Here is a 16,770-nt window from a genome sequence, read left to right on the forward strand (position 1 = left end):
TTAATGTTTTAGATAGATTAAAATTTAAATCTAAGATTCAAACCATAACTTGCTGTGCCTGGACTATTAAAATAGTCAATACCCTGCGCACTTGTAGAACCGGTTAAGCTAGTCTCGGGGTCGATGCCGTGGTAAGGTGTCCAAATAATAATATTCCTTGCGAACAAACCAGCGGTCAACCCTTTAACAAAAGGATTTTTCATGTTTCCGAAGACATTTTTGAAATCATAAGACAACGCGACTTCTCTTAATTTAATGTAAGATCCGTCTTCAACAAAAGCTTCATTTAAATTACCAAAACCACCACCATTACCAGTATACCAAGCCTCATCTAAAAGCACCCCAACTGAGTTTACACCTCCAGGTCCAGGCGCTTCAACACCGGGGGAGGTAAAGTGAACCAGATCACCATTCGCATTTAAATGCCCTAGCACTCCAGGAAACACCGTCGTTGTATTTCTATTGTTAGTTAAATCAGAAGTACCTATCGCGGCAAGCGAACCACGTGTTCCATTCCAGATATCACCCTTAAATTTCCAATCTAGCAATGTATATAATGACAGGTTCTTGTAAGTAAATGTATTCCCCAAACCCATTAAAAATTTAGGATTAGGATTTCCTATTTCTTTTTGAACGCCCGTATTTACAACCGGATATCCTCCACCATCTGCTATTGCATTATCATCTATAACAATATTTCCCGCATCATCCCTGGTATATCCATATCCATAAATAATCCCCGTTGGCATATTCGGAACCTGAGCGATTACCGTACCCGTAAACCCATTCAAAGTAATCTGCTGAACCCCATCAGCTAATGAAAGGACTTTACTCCTTGTCATACTAAAGTTCAGAAAAGCAGACCATTCGAAATCTGTATTCTTTATAGGCGTACCGGTAACCTGAATCTCTAAACCTCTATTTCTAACAGAACCAGAATTCAAAGTTATAAACTGATAACCTGTAGCTCCGGAAATAGGAGCTTCCAAAATCAGATCTTTACCCTTACTATAATATCCGGTAATATCAATTCCCAAACGATTTTGAAAAAATTGCAATTGTGCTCCAATCTCATAAGCCGTAGTTTTTTCTGGTTTCAAATCTGGATTTCCAAGCACATTGAATAAACCATAGCCCGCCACACCATCACTTGGGAAGGAAATACCACTGGTATAACCATCAGGGAAGGTAGTTGGTGCATAAAAAGTTCTTGTCTTAAACTCTTCTGCATCCTTACCTACCTGAGCTATAGATGCACGAATTTTAGCAAAACTCAAAACATCCCCTCCTTTTAGCCCATCAAGCTCCGAAAGCACAAAGCTTACATTAGCAGAAGGATAAAAGAAGGAATTACTTCCCTTAGGCAAAGTTGAGGTCCAGTCATTTCTTCCAGTCGTTTCAAAATACAACATTGATTTATAAGATAAATTCAACGTATAATAAAGACCCGATTTTCTGTATGGGGTAATAAAGTTTGCAGATTTTACAGCACTTGCATTATAGATGTTATCAAAACCAGGAGCAGTAAGATTATCCCCTTGTGTATACAATTCATCCATTTTTCTGCCATATAAGTTACCACCTACCTTTCCATCAAACCTAAGGTTCTCTGAAATATCCTTACTGTATCCAATGATTAAATCCGTATTTAAACTTCTATAAGTATAGCGATCATCGAAAATTCGTCCATCAGGGAATGCACCCGATTGAATCTCATAATACTGATGTCTGTTATCCTGGTAAGTATCCATACCGGCGCGATACATCGCTGTAAAACCTTGGCCAATATCATAATCGGCTTGAATATTAGCCAATAAACGACCTAGATTTGTAGAGTAAGGATTTTTATTAATTGTCCAGTATGGGTTATCATAAACTGCATTCCGATAAGAACGAACCAATCCATCAGATAATAAAAATGCTTTTGGATCATCCGCCTTACTGGCACCATTCGAGTTATCAAATGAAATAGGTGTTCTGGTTAAGCCAAGCATAATACCGGAAACATTACTTCCTTGTTGAGGCATATTTCCATCACTGGCGATATAATTTACATTACTGGAGATCTTTAATTTTTCAGAAATTTTTAAATCCCCTGCAAAAGAAACCGAAGTACGCTGAAAATTTTGCAATGGAACAATTGAATTAGAATAAGCATTACTCACAGCAGCTCTATATGTTGCGATCTCATTACCGCCGCTTATTGCAACAGAATTTGTGAAAGTGGAACCCGTTCTAAAAAAGGTGCCTAAGTTATCATAAGGAACAAACGGAATTTTAGCAGAAGGGTCTGTTTTTAAAACAACATCCCCGTGAGAATCAAACTCATTAGGAATTCCATTCCAGGATACGTCATTTACATGTGGCCCCCAAGAATAACGATTGGATGAAGTAAAGGGAGAAAGAACACCACCAGAGCCCTTAACCCACTGATTTTGGAGGCCAGGATAACGATTTATCGCATCAAAGGATACTCCGGTATTAAAATCCACCTGAATTTTCCCTGCTTTACCTCTCTTAGTTGTAATTACAATAGCCCCATTTGCAGCTTCGATACCGTAAATTGCCGCAGCTGCAGGCCCCTTTAAAACTGTTATACTTTCGATATCATTAGGATCAATATCTGCCCCTCTATTCGAATTGGTAGCTCCTGCCAGCAAGTTATTCTCAGCATCCGAAGGATCTCCAGAATAATTTTGGGCATTATTAATTGGATTCCCATCTACCACAAATAAAGGCTGATTGTTCCCCGTTAAAGTATTTGACCCCCTTAATTGAATATAAGTAGAGGCTCCAGGGGTACCTGATGAAGAGGTGATCTGTACACCTGCAATCTTACCGGATAGTGATTTTAAGACATCTCCCTGATCAGTTTTTGTCAAATCATCCCCTTTAACACTTTGAGCAGAATAACCGAGCGCTCTAACCTCCCGCTTAATACCAAGCGCAGTAACCACAACCTCTCCCAATTGCTTCGCGTCAGTAACCATCGTCGCATTAACAATATTTGACGAGCCTACAGCGACTACCTGTCGCACATAACCAAGAGAAGAAAATTCGATTGAAGCTTGCCCTGACGCAACCTTAATGGCATACTTACCATTTGCATCTGTTGATGTACCTATAGAGGTCCCAACAATTTTTCCAGAAACACCTGGAATTGGAAGTCCATCATCTTTTCCTGTAACCGTACCAGTAATTGTCCGATCCTGTGCCATTGCAGCTCCAGCAACAAGCACCAAAATGAACAAACTTTGTATAAGTTTTTTCATGATAAATTAAAATTTAAGTTAATAAGCACTCAAACCATTTATCTTAATTCAAAACATCATTCGGGGGACTACCTTAATTCTAGACTTAATTGGTATATAAAAGAAGCGAAAACACGTGTAATAAAAACTACTTAAAGAACAATGATTCTTATAAGATACTTCCACAGAGAACGCTTTTCAGAGATTAATTCACTAAGAAAACAGCGTTCGCAAACATTTGTTTTCCATTTTCCCAAAAAGAACGAAAAAGTACGCTGGCACCAAAATAAACAACTACGCCTTTTCCTTCAGGTTGCACACCAAAAAGCATCCCGTTACCTAGCTTTTTAAGCGCCCCCTCACCGGCAATTCCAGCTACATAACTGCCCGATTTCAGAATACCAGTGTTCCAGCCCCGATTAAGAAACTCATACAGCCTGTCGTCCGTTTTTAAAGTATAATAATAATTACCCAGCCCGGCCGAGATCGGATGGCTCCGGTCAAGTTCAACCTTCAAGATAGCACCAGGAATTGCATTGGATAAATTAGCTTGTTTTCTGTCCTGGTATTTTAATACAGAATTCGCCGCAAGCTCATCCTTAAAATATTCTTTCTTTTGAATATCAAACGGTTTTTTACCGATAACACTTAATATCGCGTCTTCTATCAGAATCAACTTCCCGCCAATCTTTATCCAATCCTGTATTTTTTCATTCAAATTCTCTCCATACGATCCATCCGGAAGAATCAACGTATTTACCTTATTAATATCAAGGTTATTAATATCATCAACCCCTATTGTCGTTACAGGATAACCCAATTCTTGCTCAAAGAAATGCCAAACCTCCCCCATACTTTGTGCCGAAACATCCGGCCCGGCAACAACCGCCACCTTTGGCACAGTCAAAGCAGGGTAAACTGACGATCCAAAATCCTTGCCCTTATCTACAAAACCACCCGTTACAGGGTAAAACAAAGTCTTCCATTGCTTTTCTATATCAGCAATTTTGGTCGACAAAGCTTTCACCGTACGTTCATTCTCAACTCTGTATACCAGCAATGTCCCTACCGGGTAAGCCCTTCCTCCAGCTGAAAACCCTTCCTCAGCAACCCGAACCTTTATCCCGGCATTCTGCAACGCGATCAGCACCTTTGCATCGTCAATAGAATTCCAGGGCAAAAGCCATGCATAAGGATTTTGCCCATTGCCCGGTACCCCTGGCTCTTCAACAGACAGGTACTTACCTTTTATGGATTCTTTAACCGCATAAGCATTTAATCCATAAGCATAAGGCAGGGCCCATGCAGTGATGTCATAGGTATTTGAATCTTTAACGCTGGTTTGTGGCTCAAAGAGCACATTTGCCAATACCGCTGCAGGTTGTGCCAGATTTACAATCAAATCATTCCTTTCTATTTTAAAGCCATCCGTTTTCCCGGTTTCATAATTAAAACCCGTCATCGACTGCGTTCCTCCAAAAGCGAACTCCACCCCATTCTTCTTTAAAAGCTGGGCCATTCGCTTCAGTTTGCCCAGATTTTGTCCCTTTACCACATAGCTCTTAAAAATTCCCGGAGGATTAACCAAGGCCTTTTCAAAGTACTTTCTAAACTCATCAACCAGCTTATCGGAATGCTTTGACACCGTTTCAAGTGTAGCCATACCGGCTGTATAATGATGGGCGATCCGATCCTTTAACGTCAATGTATCCCCGTCAATGGTAACTACAGCCAAGCCCGCACCTATTCCTCCCTGTTCATAAGTCATACCTATAGCACCATTATACAAAGGATAAGTATCCCCATACGAAGGATACAGCAAATCAAACTGCTCCCTGGTAAAATACTTCCAGCCCTTCTGATCAAAATATTTCGCATTGTTCTTACCAACCGTCATCTGAAATTCCCTTTGCCAGGCGGTTACATCCTGGTGTATCGGCTCAGCTGCCGGGGCAAAATAATAAGGTTCATTGTAATTCTGTTCATGAAAATCAACATGAACTTCAGGCATCCACGCGCGATACAAAACCAATCGCTGCTGTGTTTCAACCTGCGATTGCCAGGCCCAGTCGCGATTCAAATCAAAATAATAATGATTAGAACGACCAGCAGGCCAGGGTTCTATGTGCTCCCTTGCCATCGGATTGGGATTAGGCTTTATACCCGCAACACTATTAAAATAGCTCACATAACGCTCCCTGCCATCTGGATTTAGACACGGATCAATAACAACTACAGCATTCCTTAGCCATTCTTCAATACTCGACGTTTTAGCTTCTACAAGCGCATACAAGGTCTTTATTGCAGTTTCCGTTGAACTGACCTCATTCCCATGCACATTATAACTTAGCCACAATATAGGCGGCTGCTTAGCTAATTTTACACTTACTTTCTGCCCCTTACTTAAATCCAGATTGTTCTTCCTGATCTGCTCCAGTTTTTCCATGTTCCCCTTTGCAGATACAATCGCCACCAGTAGCTCACGACCTTCATAGCTCTTCCCGTAACTCACAATCTTTACGTTCTTAGTAGCCTTCCCCAGGTATTTGAAATACTCCAGTACCTTTTCATGCGGAGTAAACTTGCTTCCTAAAGGATAGCCTAAAAACTCATCCGGCGACTTTACTTGCGCTTTTACAGCACCAATCCCCAATAATAAAAACAGAAATGGAAGCAGAAAGTATTTCATAATGAGGAATTAATATACCAAAGTACTAAAGAATATTTTTTGTTTCTCTTTCATAGTGTAATTTTACCAATCATTATCAATAAACATATGGCCAACATCGAATCTTTATATCAGCATTTCCTCAATCATCCAACCATCTGCACAGACACGAGGAACATCGTTGATGGCTGCTTATTCTTTGCCCTTAAAGGAGATAAATTTGACGCCAACACATTTGCCACGCAAGCCATCAACCAGGGGGCTGCATATGCCATTATTGACAATGAAACCTATCTTACCGGCGATCGATGCATCCTTGTTGCTGATGTTTTAACCACGCTACAGGATCTGGCCCGTCATCACCGCAACCAACTCAGTATCCCTGTTATTGGTTTAACAGGAAGCAATGGGAAAACCACCACCAAAGAACTGATCAAGGCCGTACTTTCGCAGAAATACCAAACCTTTGCGACCAAAGGAAACCTAAACAACCATATTGGTGTTCCACTTTCCATCCTTTCCCTTACCTCAAAAACAGAAATTGCGGTAATAGAGATGGGAGCAAATCACCAAAAAGAAATCGAATTTCTGTGCGGTATAGCCCAACCTACACACGGATTGATCACCAATATCGGTATGGCCCACTTAGATGGCTTTGGCGGCTTTGAAGGCGTAAAAAAAGGGAAAGCAGAATTGTTCGCCTACCTCAAAGCACATGAAGGTTTTGCTTTCATCAATCGCAACAACCCCTACTTAATGGAGATGAGTGAAAAAGCCAATCTCAATAAAATTATTTATTACGGAACAGAAGAAATCAATACCGTATATGGCCGGTTAATCAAATCCGATCCATTTATCGAACTCAGTTGGAGTAGTAAATCAGGCTCATTTAACACAGAAGCGCAGCTTACAGGAACCTATAACTTTGAGAATATCCTCGCTGCGATCTGCATCGGACAATTTTTTGAAGTAAGCCCTGATGAGATTAATACAGGTTTAGCGGGTTATGCGCCTAATAACAACCGCTCACAAATCACAAAAACGGCCAGCAATACGGTGATATGCGACTTCTACAATGCCAATCCAAGCAGTATGGCCGCAGCACTTACCAATATTGAGCATTTAAGCAGCAACAATAAAACAGTCATTATTGGAGATATGTTTGAGTTAGGTCAGGAGTCGGCAATGCAACACAAACTGATCATTGAACAGGCCGAAAAACTACAGGTAAATACCCTGATCTTCATAGGAAAATACTTCTATGAAGCAAAAGACACCCATAAAGGTAATTTCTTTAACACCCCTGCGGAAGCAGAGGCATTTTTAAAAGTCAATCCAATAAACAATAGCCTGGTTCTATTAAAAGGCTCACGTGGTATGGCCCTTGAACAGCTATTACCGCTGCTTTAACTAATTAACAATTGAAACCTTTATTCCTACGTCACTAACCTCCTTAAGGGGGTTATCACGCATATTCTGTTCCAGTTCGAGCTCATACCTTCCTGGAGCCGGGAACTTATATTGAGTAAGCATAGGCAAAGTATAGGTAAACAAGTTCCCCGAACCCGATCCGGTCCATTGCCCATCTGCCTCTGCCAACTTAAATTCATAGCGGCTACTGCTCTTTTTGTTCGCAGATTTCACATTAAACAGCACAAAAATATTCGAGTACCGGTAATCAGCAGTATGCCTTAATTTGAAGTAAATATTATAAGGCTTATTACTGTCGGGAATATCAACCACCACCTTTACCTTATTCGCATAACTCCAGTTGCGCGAAGGCATTGTTTGATTACTATCAGCAATATCATTGGTATCACAACCGCTAAACAACAATGTAAGAACGGTTGTGACCAAAAGTAAAACTTTACTATTATTCATTTTTAGGCTTATCCGCTGGTTTTTTTCTACGATTATTCCTATTTCTGTTGTTTTTGTTTCCAGCAGGCTTTTCGGCATTAGGCTGCTCCTGTCCCGCAGGTGCCTTAACCTTTGGCTGTCCACCCTGAGCTTTAGGTTGCGCTTGTCCGCCTGGAGCGTTTTCCTTCTTTACCTCAGGTTTATTTTTAGACTGCTGGGGAGGTTTTGGACCTCTCTGTTCCGGCTTGTCAACACGCTCTGGCCTGTCAGTTCTCTCCGCTTTCTCTGCCCCCTCTTTTCGATCAGCATTGTTTCTATTGCGGTTTTGATTGTTATTACGGTTATTCCTGTTCCCTTTGTTTTTAGGTTTATCATCCAAACGGGTTAAACTATCCTGTCCAACCACATTCTCATAATCAGGAATTTTATCAATTATCGTTGTTGTAGCTACCTCAACAGCCTCTTCCTTAAGATTATTAGGTTTCTGTCCCTTCTTGTTCATGGCCATGATTTCTTTTACACGGTCAACCTTTAAAGGAATCCAGTCTTCCATATTCGGATAACTAAACCACATGATTTTCTTAAAGATATCTGTTTTCTGATGTCTCGCTACACCAACTTCGGTTTGCAAGCTATCTACGCGATCAGGAATATCCTTCAACGCATCCAGATAAGTATCCAGCTCGTAGTTTAAGCAGCATTTCAGCTTACCGCACTGGCCGGCTAGTTTTAAAGTATTTAAAGATAAGTTCTGGTACCTTGCCGCAGCTGTAGATACTGTTTTAAAGTTAGTTAACCAGGTAGAGCAGCACAATTCACGACCACAAGAGCCTATTCCGCCCAATCTGCCCGCTTCCTGACGCATACCAATCTGGCGCATTTCGATCCTGATACGGAACGTTTCCGCCATTTTTTTGATCAGCTCCCTGAAATCTACCCTGCCTTCAGCAGTGTAAAAGAAAGTCGCTTTTGTTTTGTCTCCCTGATAATCTACGTCGCTAATTTTCATCGACAAACGCAAGTCCAGTGCCAGCGTGCGCGCTTTGTGCATGGTTTCCCATTCCATCGCTTTAGCAGCTTTCCACTTCTCCACGTCGGCCTCTGTAGCTTTCCTGTAAACTTTTCTCGTTACCTGATCAATCGCAGTTTTCCTGCGCTTCATTTGCATTCTTACCAACTCTCCGGTAAGTGAAACGTGACCGATATCATAGCCGCCAGTCGGTCCTTCAACCGCTACCAACTCGCCAATTTCAAGGTAAATGTTATCATTGTTCACAAAGAACTCTTTCCTTGCGCCTTTAAATTTAACTTCTATTACTTGAAAAGGCTTATAATTTGAGGGCATATCCAAATTGGACAGCCAATCGTAAACTTCCATTTTTCCGCATCCGCCAGTAAGGCACGAGCCATTACTTTTGCAGCCTGCGGGGGCGCAACCGCCACCTGTAGAACAACTTCCACATCCCATAATTAATTATATATATGTTGAGTCCCTTTCGGGAACGTTTTAAACTTAATTATTTTTACCAATTGTAAAGATACATCTAAAAACAGAATTTTAGGGTTCGCATTTCGTTCAATATGATAATGCGCTTTTTCCAACTCTGTGATTATGGCATCCGCCATGTTCAGATCCAATACGTGAGTGGAGAGCTTTTTAGCTGTTTCCAATGCCCTGACAGGTAATTTCACGAGATCCTCAGCCCCGCTAAGCAACAAGCTGCATTCGCGTAAAAAACTGATCCCATATTTTAAAAAGTTCTTTTGGTTTTCTCTTCCCCAACCTGCAGCCTGCTCCACAAAGGTCGTCAGGTCCAACACCCGATTTCCATACCCCATCCGCAGCCACTCCGCAAACTTATCCGCATTTTCATTGTGCGTATTCGTCACCAGCGACTTGGCTTCGATCAGGTTCCCATCTGCCAGAAAACTATATTCTGTAGCCTGATTTTCTGACAAACCATGACCTTCCATCAAATAACTTTCTACTGTTGCATGTGAAAGCTTAGGTATTTTAACAATCTGGGTACGTGACAATAACGTAGAAAGAATCTGTTCCTGATTATTGGCAACCAGAATAAACAAAGTGTTCTGAGGCGGTTCTTCAATAATCTTCAGCAAAGCGTTTCCTTCTTTGTCCAAATACTCGGGCAGCCACATGATTAGCACCTTCGTTTCAGCCTCGAAAGCCTTGTAGCTTAATTTCTTAATGATGTCGTGGCATTCGGCAATATTGATATTGGCCTGCTTGTTTTCTGCACTTAATTTAGAACGCCAGATGTCCATATCAAAATAAGCATCGGCCAGCAGCATACTCCTCCATTCTTCCAGAACGTCAACAGCAGTCCTCACATCTTTCGAAGCAAAGAAAGGATAGGAAAAATGCAGATCCGGATGGATATACCTTTCATACTTACGGCATGAAGAGCAAACCCCACAGCTGTCATCTAGCTGCTTATCCAAACAATTGATATACTGAGCATAGGCAATAGCCAAAGGCAAAGCGCCACTGCCATCACAAGACAGAAACAACTGAGCATGACTAATCCTGTTCTCGGCAACTGTTTGTATCAATTGCTGCTTTATATTCTCCTGTCCGACGATCTCTTTAAACTGCATTTGGTGCAAAATAACAATTTTTTAAGACTTGGGTGTAATGCCACTCTAAAGTTGACATTTCATGACCCTTTAGGATTTTACTTATCTTTGCCCACATGCCCAGAATTATTGCTTTTGATTATGGAACCAAACGTATCGGAATAGCCGTTACCGATCCCCTGCAAATTATCGCAACGGGACTGGACACCATACATCCTAAGGATATCATTGAATATCTGAAGAAATATCTGCTGACTGAACAAGTGGAAGCCTTTGTTTTTGGCGACCCGAAGCAAATGGACGGTACGCCTTCCGAATCTGCTCAGCATGTAAAAGGATTTGCCAATACCTTAAAAAAAACATTCCCGAATATTCCGCAACACTGGATAGATGAACGCTTCACGTCCAAACTCGCGCATCAAACCATCATGCAAAGCGGGTTAAAAAAACAGGACCGGAGAAACAAAGAAAGAGTAGACACCATTTCAGCAACCATAATCTTGCAATATTTTATGGAAACACAACGTTTATGAGCTTAATTAATGAAGATATGCAGCAACTGCTGCTCAACTATTGCGAACCCGAGAGTGCATTGTTACAAAGAATAGACAGAGAAACCAACCTTAAAGTCTTGATGCCCAGGATGCTTTCCGGGCATTACCAGGGCCGTGTACTAAGTATGCTCAGTAAAATGGTGAGCCCTGTCAGAATTCTGGAGATTGGCACTTTTACCGGCTATGCAACACTTTGTCTTGCCGAAGGCTTAACCGAAAACGGCATGCTCTATACCCTCGACATTAACGAAGAACTCGAAGAAATGGTTCGCAAGAACTTTGCAGAATCTGAATACAATCATAAAATCAAGTACATCCTTGGCGATGCCAATGAAACCATTAGTGGACTGGATGAAACCTTCGACCTGGTTTTTATCGATGCAGACAAAAAGAACAATGGTACCTATTACGACCTGATTTTCGACAGGGTACGCCCTGGTGGGCTAATCATTGTTGATAATGTACTATGGAGTGGAAAAGTTCTGAACAGCAACCCAGACAAGGACACTAAAAACATCACTACATTTAATGATAAGATTTTGGCAGACAACAGAGTAGAAAAATTAATCCTTCCGGTTAGGGACGGTCTATTTGTCATCAGAAAAAAATAAAGCATGATAAAAAAAGTACTGTACATCTGGCTATTTGTAACCTGCTATATTTTTAGCGCCAAAGCGCAAACAACCGAAAATTATATCAGCGATAATGCAGAACTGGCACAAACACTAATGCGCGAGCATAACATCCCAGCCAGTATCATTCTGGCGGTTGCCATTCATGAATCAGCCTCTGGAACCAGTAAAATTGCCCGCTACCTGAACAATCATTTCGGAATTAAAGGCGCCAACAGTAATACCGAAATTCGTTCTTCCTATAGGGATTATCCCACGATAAGTGAATCCTATAATCATTTCCTTGAATTCTTAAAAAGCAGGGCCTCCTATAGCAAACTATTTGATAAATACGACCAGTATGATTATAAAAACTGGGCAAAAGGTATTCAGCGAGGTGGATATGCAAGAAGCAGATCCTGGGCTTCACAAATTATTGGTATCATTAAAAAAAATGACCTTGTACAATATGACGAGAGACCTGACGATTATATAGAGCCTGTTGCACCACAACCTGTAGCATCCCACAGAAGTAAAAGCTCATCTACAAAAACTTATACGGTTAAACGTGGCGACAACCTGCACAACATTGCAAAAGCACGCCGTACCACACCAACAGCAATCATGAAAAAGAACGGTTTAAAAAGCGCTGCCCTTAAACCCGGACAAAAACTTAAATTATAATGAACAACAAAACATTAGCTTTAGCACTACTAGCCGTTATATTTTTGAACGCCTGTAAATCAACAAAATATAGTCGCAACAATAAACAAATTGAAAAAGCGTCCAGCAAGGCTAATCCCAATGCTAAATCATACACTACCCTGAATTATATTGAGACTTTTAAGGCTGTTGCTATTGAGGAAATGAACAAATACGGCATTCCTGCAAGTATTACTCTGGCACAGGGCATTATTGAGTCGGGAAGCGGCAACAGCAGTCTGGCTAAATATGCCAACAACCATTTTGGCATTAAATGTACTTCAGATTGGAAGGGAAAGGGATATTTTAAAGAAGACGATAAAGTCGACGATTGCTTCAGGGTATATAAAGACGCTCGTGAATCGTATAAAGACCACTCAGAGTTCCTAAAAAGAAAGCGCTATAGCTTTTTGTTTGAACTGGATAAAAATGATTATAAAAACTGGGCTCTGGGCTTAAAACAGGCAGGTTATGCAACAAACCCTAAATACCCGGATATGCTGATTAGTGTAATAGATCGATACCAGCTTTACCAGTACGACCAACAGGAATCAGAGAAGGATAAACTAAAGCGCGAAGACAAAGTGTTCTCAGAAATAAATGCGAACATCCCCAATGAGAAAAAGAAATTTACACCGGTAGTGAGTCCTCCTTCAAAACAAGTGATGAAAACACCGGATACGCTGAGAATCCCGACACCAACGACCGAAGAAGCAAGTAATACGGCTCCTGTTTTTAAACCAGGCTCTTACACCGTTAAACAGGGCGACACCCTTTATGGCATTTCTAAGAAATTTAACGTCGCTGTCGACACCATAAAAACACTAAACAACATTAACGACGAAGGAATTAAAATCGGACAAAAACTAGTCTTAGTTAAATAATGTTAATATTATTACATCGATATACTTATCTTGTAATTTTGTATTAAATGAAGTTTTTTAGCCTGATAATCCTCTTTTACTGCCTAACATTTAAAGCATTTGCCCAACATCCATCGGTGAAAGGCTTTGTGATAGATAAGGATTCCAAGCTTCGTTTGGCCAAGGTTTATATTTACAATTCGACCAACGACGAGGGCATTTACAATACCCCAAAAGGAGAATTTACCATTAAGGCCAACCCAGGTGATACATTATTTGCGGTTTTACAAGGCTATGCACTGGACACGCTAGTCATTAATAATCAGAAAGCAGTATACTTCCAATTAAAATCGCTAGGTATTTCATTAAAAGAAGTTGCCATTATAGGCGATAAGTACACCCCCAGAGAACGCCATGATAAAACCTTAAAAGAATACAAATACGCCTTGGATAAGGGAAAAGCAAAAGACCTGCTTAATCTGGGTTTAGGTGGCGCCGGATTAGGTATAGATGCCATCTATAACCTGCTTAGCCGCGAGGGGAAAAATGCTCGCCATCTGCAAAAAATACTGGAAAAAGACTATAGAGAAGCAATAGTCGACTATCGCTTTAAACCTGACTACGTAAAACGCGTTTTACAAATAGGTGATTTTGAAGCCGAAGATTTTATGCAACAGTACCGCCCATCCTACGATTTTGTATTAAGCGCCTCTGATTATGCCTTTGTGGTATACCTGAAAAACAATTACGCCAATTATAAACGTAACCCATCAGCCTTCAGACTGCCTGCATTGCCGAAAATAACTATTGAAAAGTTTTGAAAACGCGATTTTTGATCTTTACTAAAATTCCCGCCAATGCCATGGCCATCTTTCCTTTTATCCTTTTAAGGGATAAGTATCAGAAAACCGACAAGATATTAGTAAACCATGAGCGCATCCATTTGAGGCAACAACTAGAGCTACTTATCATTCCCTTTTACCTACTCTATCTAATCAACTACTTAATTAACCTGGTTCGTTACCGGAATCATCATCGTGCTTATTTTAACATCGTGTTCGAAAGAGAGGCCTATGCCTGTGATCAGAACCTCGATTATTTAAAGAAAAGGAAGTTTTTCTCCTGGCTAAAATACATCAGAACCTCCTGATTTTGCCACGTCTTATGCAAATAGTTTACTATTAAACTTTTAATACGTCACTTTTTTGTTTTTCTTTGTAGTAATGAAGAGTTTTTATGCCTATTTACTATTAATTTTTTGCGGTACTACAACCCTGCATGCTCAGGAGATCGACACTATTCCTATTAACACTAAAGGTCTCGACATCAAATTAAAGCGTAGCCCCTTACCATCAAGAACGGGGACTATCTCTTTTAAGCCCGTTGAATTAACCCCAAGCGTAGTAGATGCCCGGGTAAATTACTGGAAAACCAAAACATCCGTAGGCATCAATGTCAACCAGGCAACCTTTTCAAACAACTGGAAAGGCGGAGGTGTAAACTCCTTAGCCGTAGGTGGCCTTGTTAATTACAAAGCAGAATACAGCAAGGAAAGCTATAGCTATGTCAGCGAGCTTATTCTTGAATATGGAAAGATAAAAAACAAAGATCAGCTGCAGAAAAAGACCAGGGATAGGATTTTCTGGGATAATAAAGCTGCTTTACAATTGTCTAAAAACTGGTATTTCTTCGGCTCCATTAACTTTGAATCACAATTTGATTCCGGTTTTTCTTACAGTAAAAATAAAGAGGGTAACGAAGTTCCAAATCTTATTTCCAAATTCATGTCACCCGGCTATCTTACTGAATCCTTCGGTTTTGAGTATAAACCGAATAAATATTTTTCTACCAGAATTGGTACTGGTAGTGCCAGGCAAACCTTTGTTCTAGACACCGCGGTTTATGACATTCCAACTGATCCGAATAAGCCAATTGCTCCAAAATATGGCGTAGAATATGGTAAAAAGTTCAAGAATGAGCTGGCTTTTCAGATTGTAAGTAACTTTGAGAAAGAAGTAATTACCAATACGGTTTTAAAAGCCAGGTATCAGATGTTTATTCCTTACGACAGAGCTTTGGTGAATGTCGATCACAGGCTGGATGTTTCCATTACGTCGAAATTAAACCGCTTAATGAACGTTTCCTTAACAGGTGTTGGTTTATTTGACAGAGACAATGATACCAAGATACAGGGTAGCCAGTCGCTCGCACTGGGCGTTATGTTTGTCTTCCCACGTTAATACTTTTTAATTAATCCCAACTGTTTCCTCCAAATTTAATACCTTTGAGGCTACAAAAAATTGAACACTAAGCATTAAAGAAAATGTTTGAAAATTTACAGGATAAGCTAGATCGTGCGTTTAAAGTTTTAAAAGGACAAGGAAGCATTACAGAGATCAACGTGGCCGAGACCATGAAAGAGATCCGTAAGGCTTTATTAGATGCCGACGTAAACTATAAAACAGCAAAAAGCTTTACCGATGAGGTAAAAGAAAAAGCTTTAGGCTTAAACGTACTTACAGCTGTTTCTCCGGGTCAGTTGCTTACCAAAGTAATGAACGATGAGCTTACGGCCTTAATGGGCGGTGAGGTTACTGAGCTTGACTTAAAAGCAAATCCTACCATCATATTAATTGCTGGTCTGAATGGTGCGGGTAAAACGACCTTTACCGGGAAACTGGCGAACTACCTTAAAAGCAAAGGGAAGAAACCTTTACTGGTAGCGGGCGACGTATACAGACCGGCGGCCGTAGATCAGTTACAGATCCTGGGCGAGCAGATCGGTGTTCCGGTATATGCAAATACGGCGTCTAAAGACCCGGTTGCTATTGCCATGGAAGGTATAGCCGAAGGTAAAAAACAAAACAATAATGTAATCATTATAGATACAGCAGGTCGTTTAGCAATAGACGAGCAGATGATGAACGAGATCGCTGCTGTAAAAGAAAGTACAAAACCGCACGAAATCCTGTTTGTTGTTGATGCCATGACCGGGCAGGATGCGGTTAATACGGCAAAAGCTTTTAACGACAGACTTGACTTTACCGGGGTTGTATTAACGAAATTAGATGGTGATACCCGCGGTGGTGCTGCCCTTTCCATTAAATCTGTAGTCAACAAACCGATCAAGTTTATCGGTACCGGCGAGAAAATGGAAGCCCTTGATGTGTTCTATCCTGAAAGGATGGCTTCACGTATTCTAGGGATGGGTGATGTGGTTTCCCTTGTTGAGCGTGCACAAGAGCAGTTTGACGAGAAAGAAGCTGCCGAACTTCAGAAAAAGATCCGTAAAAACAAATTCGACTTCAACGATTTTTACAACCAGATCCAGCAGATTAAAAAAATGGGTAACATGAAGGATCTGATGGGCATGATTCCTGGTGTTGGCAAAATGATGAAAAACGTTGAAATTGAAGATGATGCTTTTAAAAATGTAGAAGCCATTATCCAGTCGATGACTAAATTTGAACGTGAAAACCCTGACAGCATTCAGCAAAGCAGACGACTGCGTATTGCAAAAGGCTCAGGTAATAAAATAGAGGAAGTAACCAAACTGATTAAACAGTTTGAAGATATGCGTAAAGTGATGAAACAATTCTCCAACCCTGCAACAGCAGCAAGGATGATGAAAAACATGCCTAAAATGCCACAGAGGTAAAACAT

At 40.7% G+C, this 16,770-nt stretch carries 14 protein-coding genes; 9 read left to right on the plus strand and 5 right to left on the minus strand.

Translation table 11 applies throughout. The features are described 5' to 3' along the window. Positions 1-17 precede the first annotated feature (17 nt). Both B9A18_RS07245 and B9A18_RS07250 read right to left on the minus strand, forming a co-directional pair. Positions 18-3,272, minus strand: a complete 3,255-nt coding sequence (locus tag B9A18_RS07245; RefSeq protein WP_084288575.1) for a SusC/RagA family TonB-linked outer membrane protein — start codon at positions 3,270-3,272, stop codon at positions 18-20. Positions 3,273-3,456: 184 nt separating this feature from the next. Next, positions 3,457-5,940 (minus strand): M14 metallopeptidase family protein, encoded by a 2,484-nt coding sequence (locus B9A18_RS07250; RefSeq protein ID WP_235005255.1) that lies wholly within the window; start codon positions 5,938-5,940, stop codon positions 3,457-3,459. Positions 5,941-6,027: 87 nt separating this feature from the next. On the opposite strand from B9A18_RS07250, the gene B9A18_RS07255 reads away from it, so the two are divergent. Further along, positions 6,028-7,329, plus strand: a complete 1,302-nt coding sequence (locus tag B9A18_RS07255; protein WP_084288576.1) for a UDP-N-acetylmuramoyl-tripeptide--D-alanyl-D-alanine ligase — start codon at positions 6,028-6,030, stop codon at positions 7,327-7,329. On the opposite strand, the gene B9A18_RS07260 is transcribed toward B9A18_RS07255, so the two are convergent. The 3 genes from B9A18_RS07260 to B9A18_RS07270 are packed head-to-tail and all read right to left on the minus strand — an operon-like array spanning position 7,330 to position 10,398. After that, on the minus strand, positions 7,330-7,800 hold the full coding sequence (locus B9A18_RS07260) for a gliding motility lipoprotein GldH (protein WP_084288577.1): 471 nt from the start codon (positions 7,798-7,800) through the stop codon (positions 7,330-7,332). Further along, a complete protein-coding gene (ricT, locus tag B9A18_RS07265) occupies positions 7,793-9,247 on the minus strand; it encodes a PSP1 domain-containing protein (protein ID WP_084288578.1) in 1,455 nt (484 codons plus the stop codon). The genes B9A18_RS07260 and ricT overlap by 8 nt, the downstream gene beginning before the upstream one ends. 2 nt (positions 9,248-9,249) lie before the next feature. Then, positions 9,250-10,398 (minus strand): DNA polymerase III subunit, encoded by a 1,149-nt coding sequence (locus tag B9A18_RS07270; RefSeq protein WP_084288579.1) that lies wholly within the window; start codon positions 10,396-10,398, stop codon positions 9,250-9,252. A 95-nt stretch (positions 10,399-10,493) separates the two neighbouring features. Here B9A18_RS07270 and ruvX point away from each other — a divergent pair, with 95 nt between their 5' ends. The 8 genes from ruvX to ffh all read left to right on the plus strand — a co-directional run bounded on the left by ruvX (position 10,494) and on the right by ffh (position 16,765). Next, positions 10,494-10,910 (plus strand): Holliday junction resolvase RuvX, encoded by a 417-nt coding sequence (ruvX, locus tag B9A18_RS07275; protein WP_084288580.1) that lies wholly within the window; start codon positions 10,494-10,496, stop codon positions 10,908-10,910. Beyond that, positions 10,907-11,542, plus strand: a complete 636-nt coding sequence (locus B9A18_RS07280; RefSeq protein WP_084288581.1) for an O-methyltransferase — start codon at positions 10,907-10,909, stop codon at positions 11,540-11,542. Before ruvX ends, B9A18_RS07280 begins: the two co-directional genes overlap by 4 nt. A gap of 3 nt (positions 11,543-11,545) precedes the next feature. Then, entirely contained in the window at positions 11,546-12,226 is a 681-nt protein-coding gene (locus B9A18_RS07285) for a glucosaminidase domain and LysM peptidoglycan-binding domain-containing protein (protein ID WP_084288582.1), read from the plus strand. Beyond that, complete coding sequence (locus tag B9A18_RS07290) at positions 12,226-13,128, plus strand: glucosaminidase domain-containing protein (protein ID WP_084288583.1); 903 nt, start codon at positions 12,226-12,228, stop codon at positions 13,126-13,128. The genes B9A18_RS07285 and B9A18_RS07290 overlap by 1 nt, the downstream gene beginning before the upstream one ends. 47 nt (positions 13,129-13,175) lie before the next feature. Beyond that, complete coding sequence (locus B9A18_RS07295) at positions 13,176-13,928, plus strand: hypothetical protein (protein ID WP_084288584.1); 753 nt, start codon at positions 13,176-13,178, stop codon at positions 13,926-13,928. Further along, the gene (locus tag B9A18_RS07300; protein WP_084288585.1) at positions 13,925-14,257 is read left to right on the plus strand and encodes a hypothetical protein; all 333 of its coding nucleotides are present in this window, start codon (positions 13,925-13,927) and stop codon (positions 14,255-14,257) included. The genes B9A18_RS07295 and B9A18_RS07300 overlap by 4 nt, the downstream gene beginning before the upstream one ends. 73 nt (positions 14,258-14,330) lie before the next feature. Continuing rightward, positions 14,331-15,347, plus strand: a complete 1,017-nt coding sequence (locus B9A18_RS07305) for a DUF3078 domain-containing protein (RefSeq protein ID WP_084288586.1) — start codon at positions 14,331-14,333, stop codon at positions 15,345-15,347. An 83-nt stretch (positions 15,348-15,430) separates the two neighbouring features. Then, positions 15,431-16,765, plus strand: coding sequence for a signal recognition particle protein (ffh, locus tag B9A18_RS07310; protein ID WP_084288587.1), 1,335 nt, complete (start codon positions 15,431-15,433; stop codon positions 16,763-16,765). Positions 16,766-16,770: the final 5 nt, after the last annotated feature.

It is taken from the genome of Pedobacter nyackensis (assembly GCF_900176505.1).
GTDB classification, from domain to species: domain Bacteria; phylum Bacteroidota; class Bacteroidia; order Sphingobacteriales; family Sphingobacteriaceae; genus Pedobacter; species Pedobacter nyackensis.

Coding starts and splice junctions, on each gene's coding strand:
- B9A18_RS07245 (WP_084288575.1), bottom strand. CDS start 3,272: ATGAAAAAACTTATACAAAGTTTGTTCATTTTGGTGCTTGTTGCTGGA.
- B9A18_RS07250 (WP_235005255.1), bottom strand. CDS start 5,940: ATGAAATACTTTCTGCTTCCATTTCTGTTTTTATTATTGGGGATTGGT.
- B9A18_RS07255 (WP_084288576.1), top strand. CDS start 6,028: ATGGCCAACATCGAATCTTTATATCAGCATTTCCTCAATCATCCAACC.
- B9A18_RS07260 (WP_084288577.1), bottom strand. CDS start 7,800: ATGAATAATAGTAAAGTTTTACTTTTGGTCACAACCGTTCTTACATTG.
- ricT (WP_084288578.1), bottom strand. CDS start 9,247: ATGGGATGTGGAAGTTGTTCTACAGGTGGCGGTTGCGCCCCCGCAGGC.
- B9A18_RS07270 (WP_084288579.1), bottom strand. CDS start 10,398: ATGCAGTTTAAAGAGATCGTCGGACAGGAGAATATAAAGCAGCAATTG.
- ruvX (WP_084288580.1), top strand. CDS start 10,494: ATGCCCAGAATTATTGCTTTTGATTATGGAACCAAACGTATCGGAATA.
- B9A18_RS07280 (WP_084288581.1), top strand. CDS start 10,907: ATGAGCTTAATTAATGAAGATATGCAGCAACTGCTGCTCAACTATTGC.
- B9A18_RS07285 (WP_084288582.1), top strand. CDS start 11,546: ATGATAAAAAAAGTACTGTACATCTGGCTATTTGTAACCTGCTATATT.
- B9A18_RS07290 (WP_084288583.1), top strand. CDS start 12,226: ATGAACAACAAAACATTAGCTTTAGCACTACTAGCCGTTATATTTTTG.
- B9A18_RS07295 (WP_084288584.1), top strand. CDS start 13,176: ATGAAGTTTTTTAGCCTGATAATCCTCTTTTACTGCCTAACATTTAAA.
- B9A18_RS07305 (WP_084288586.1), top strand. CDS start 14,331: ATGAAGAGTTTTTATGCCTATTTACTATTAATTTTTTGCGGTACTACA.
- ffh (WP_084288587.1), top strand. CDS start 15,431: ATGTTTGAAAATTTACAGGATAAGCTAGATCGTGCGTTTAAAGTTTTA.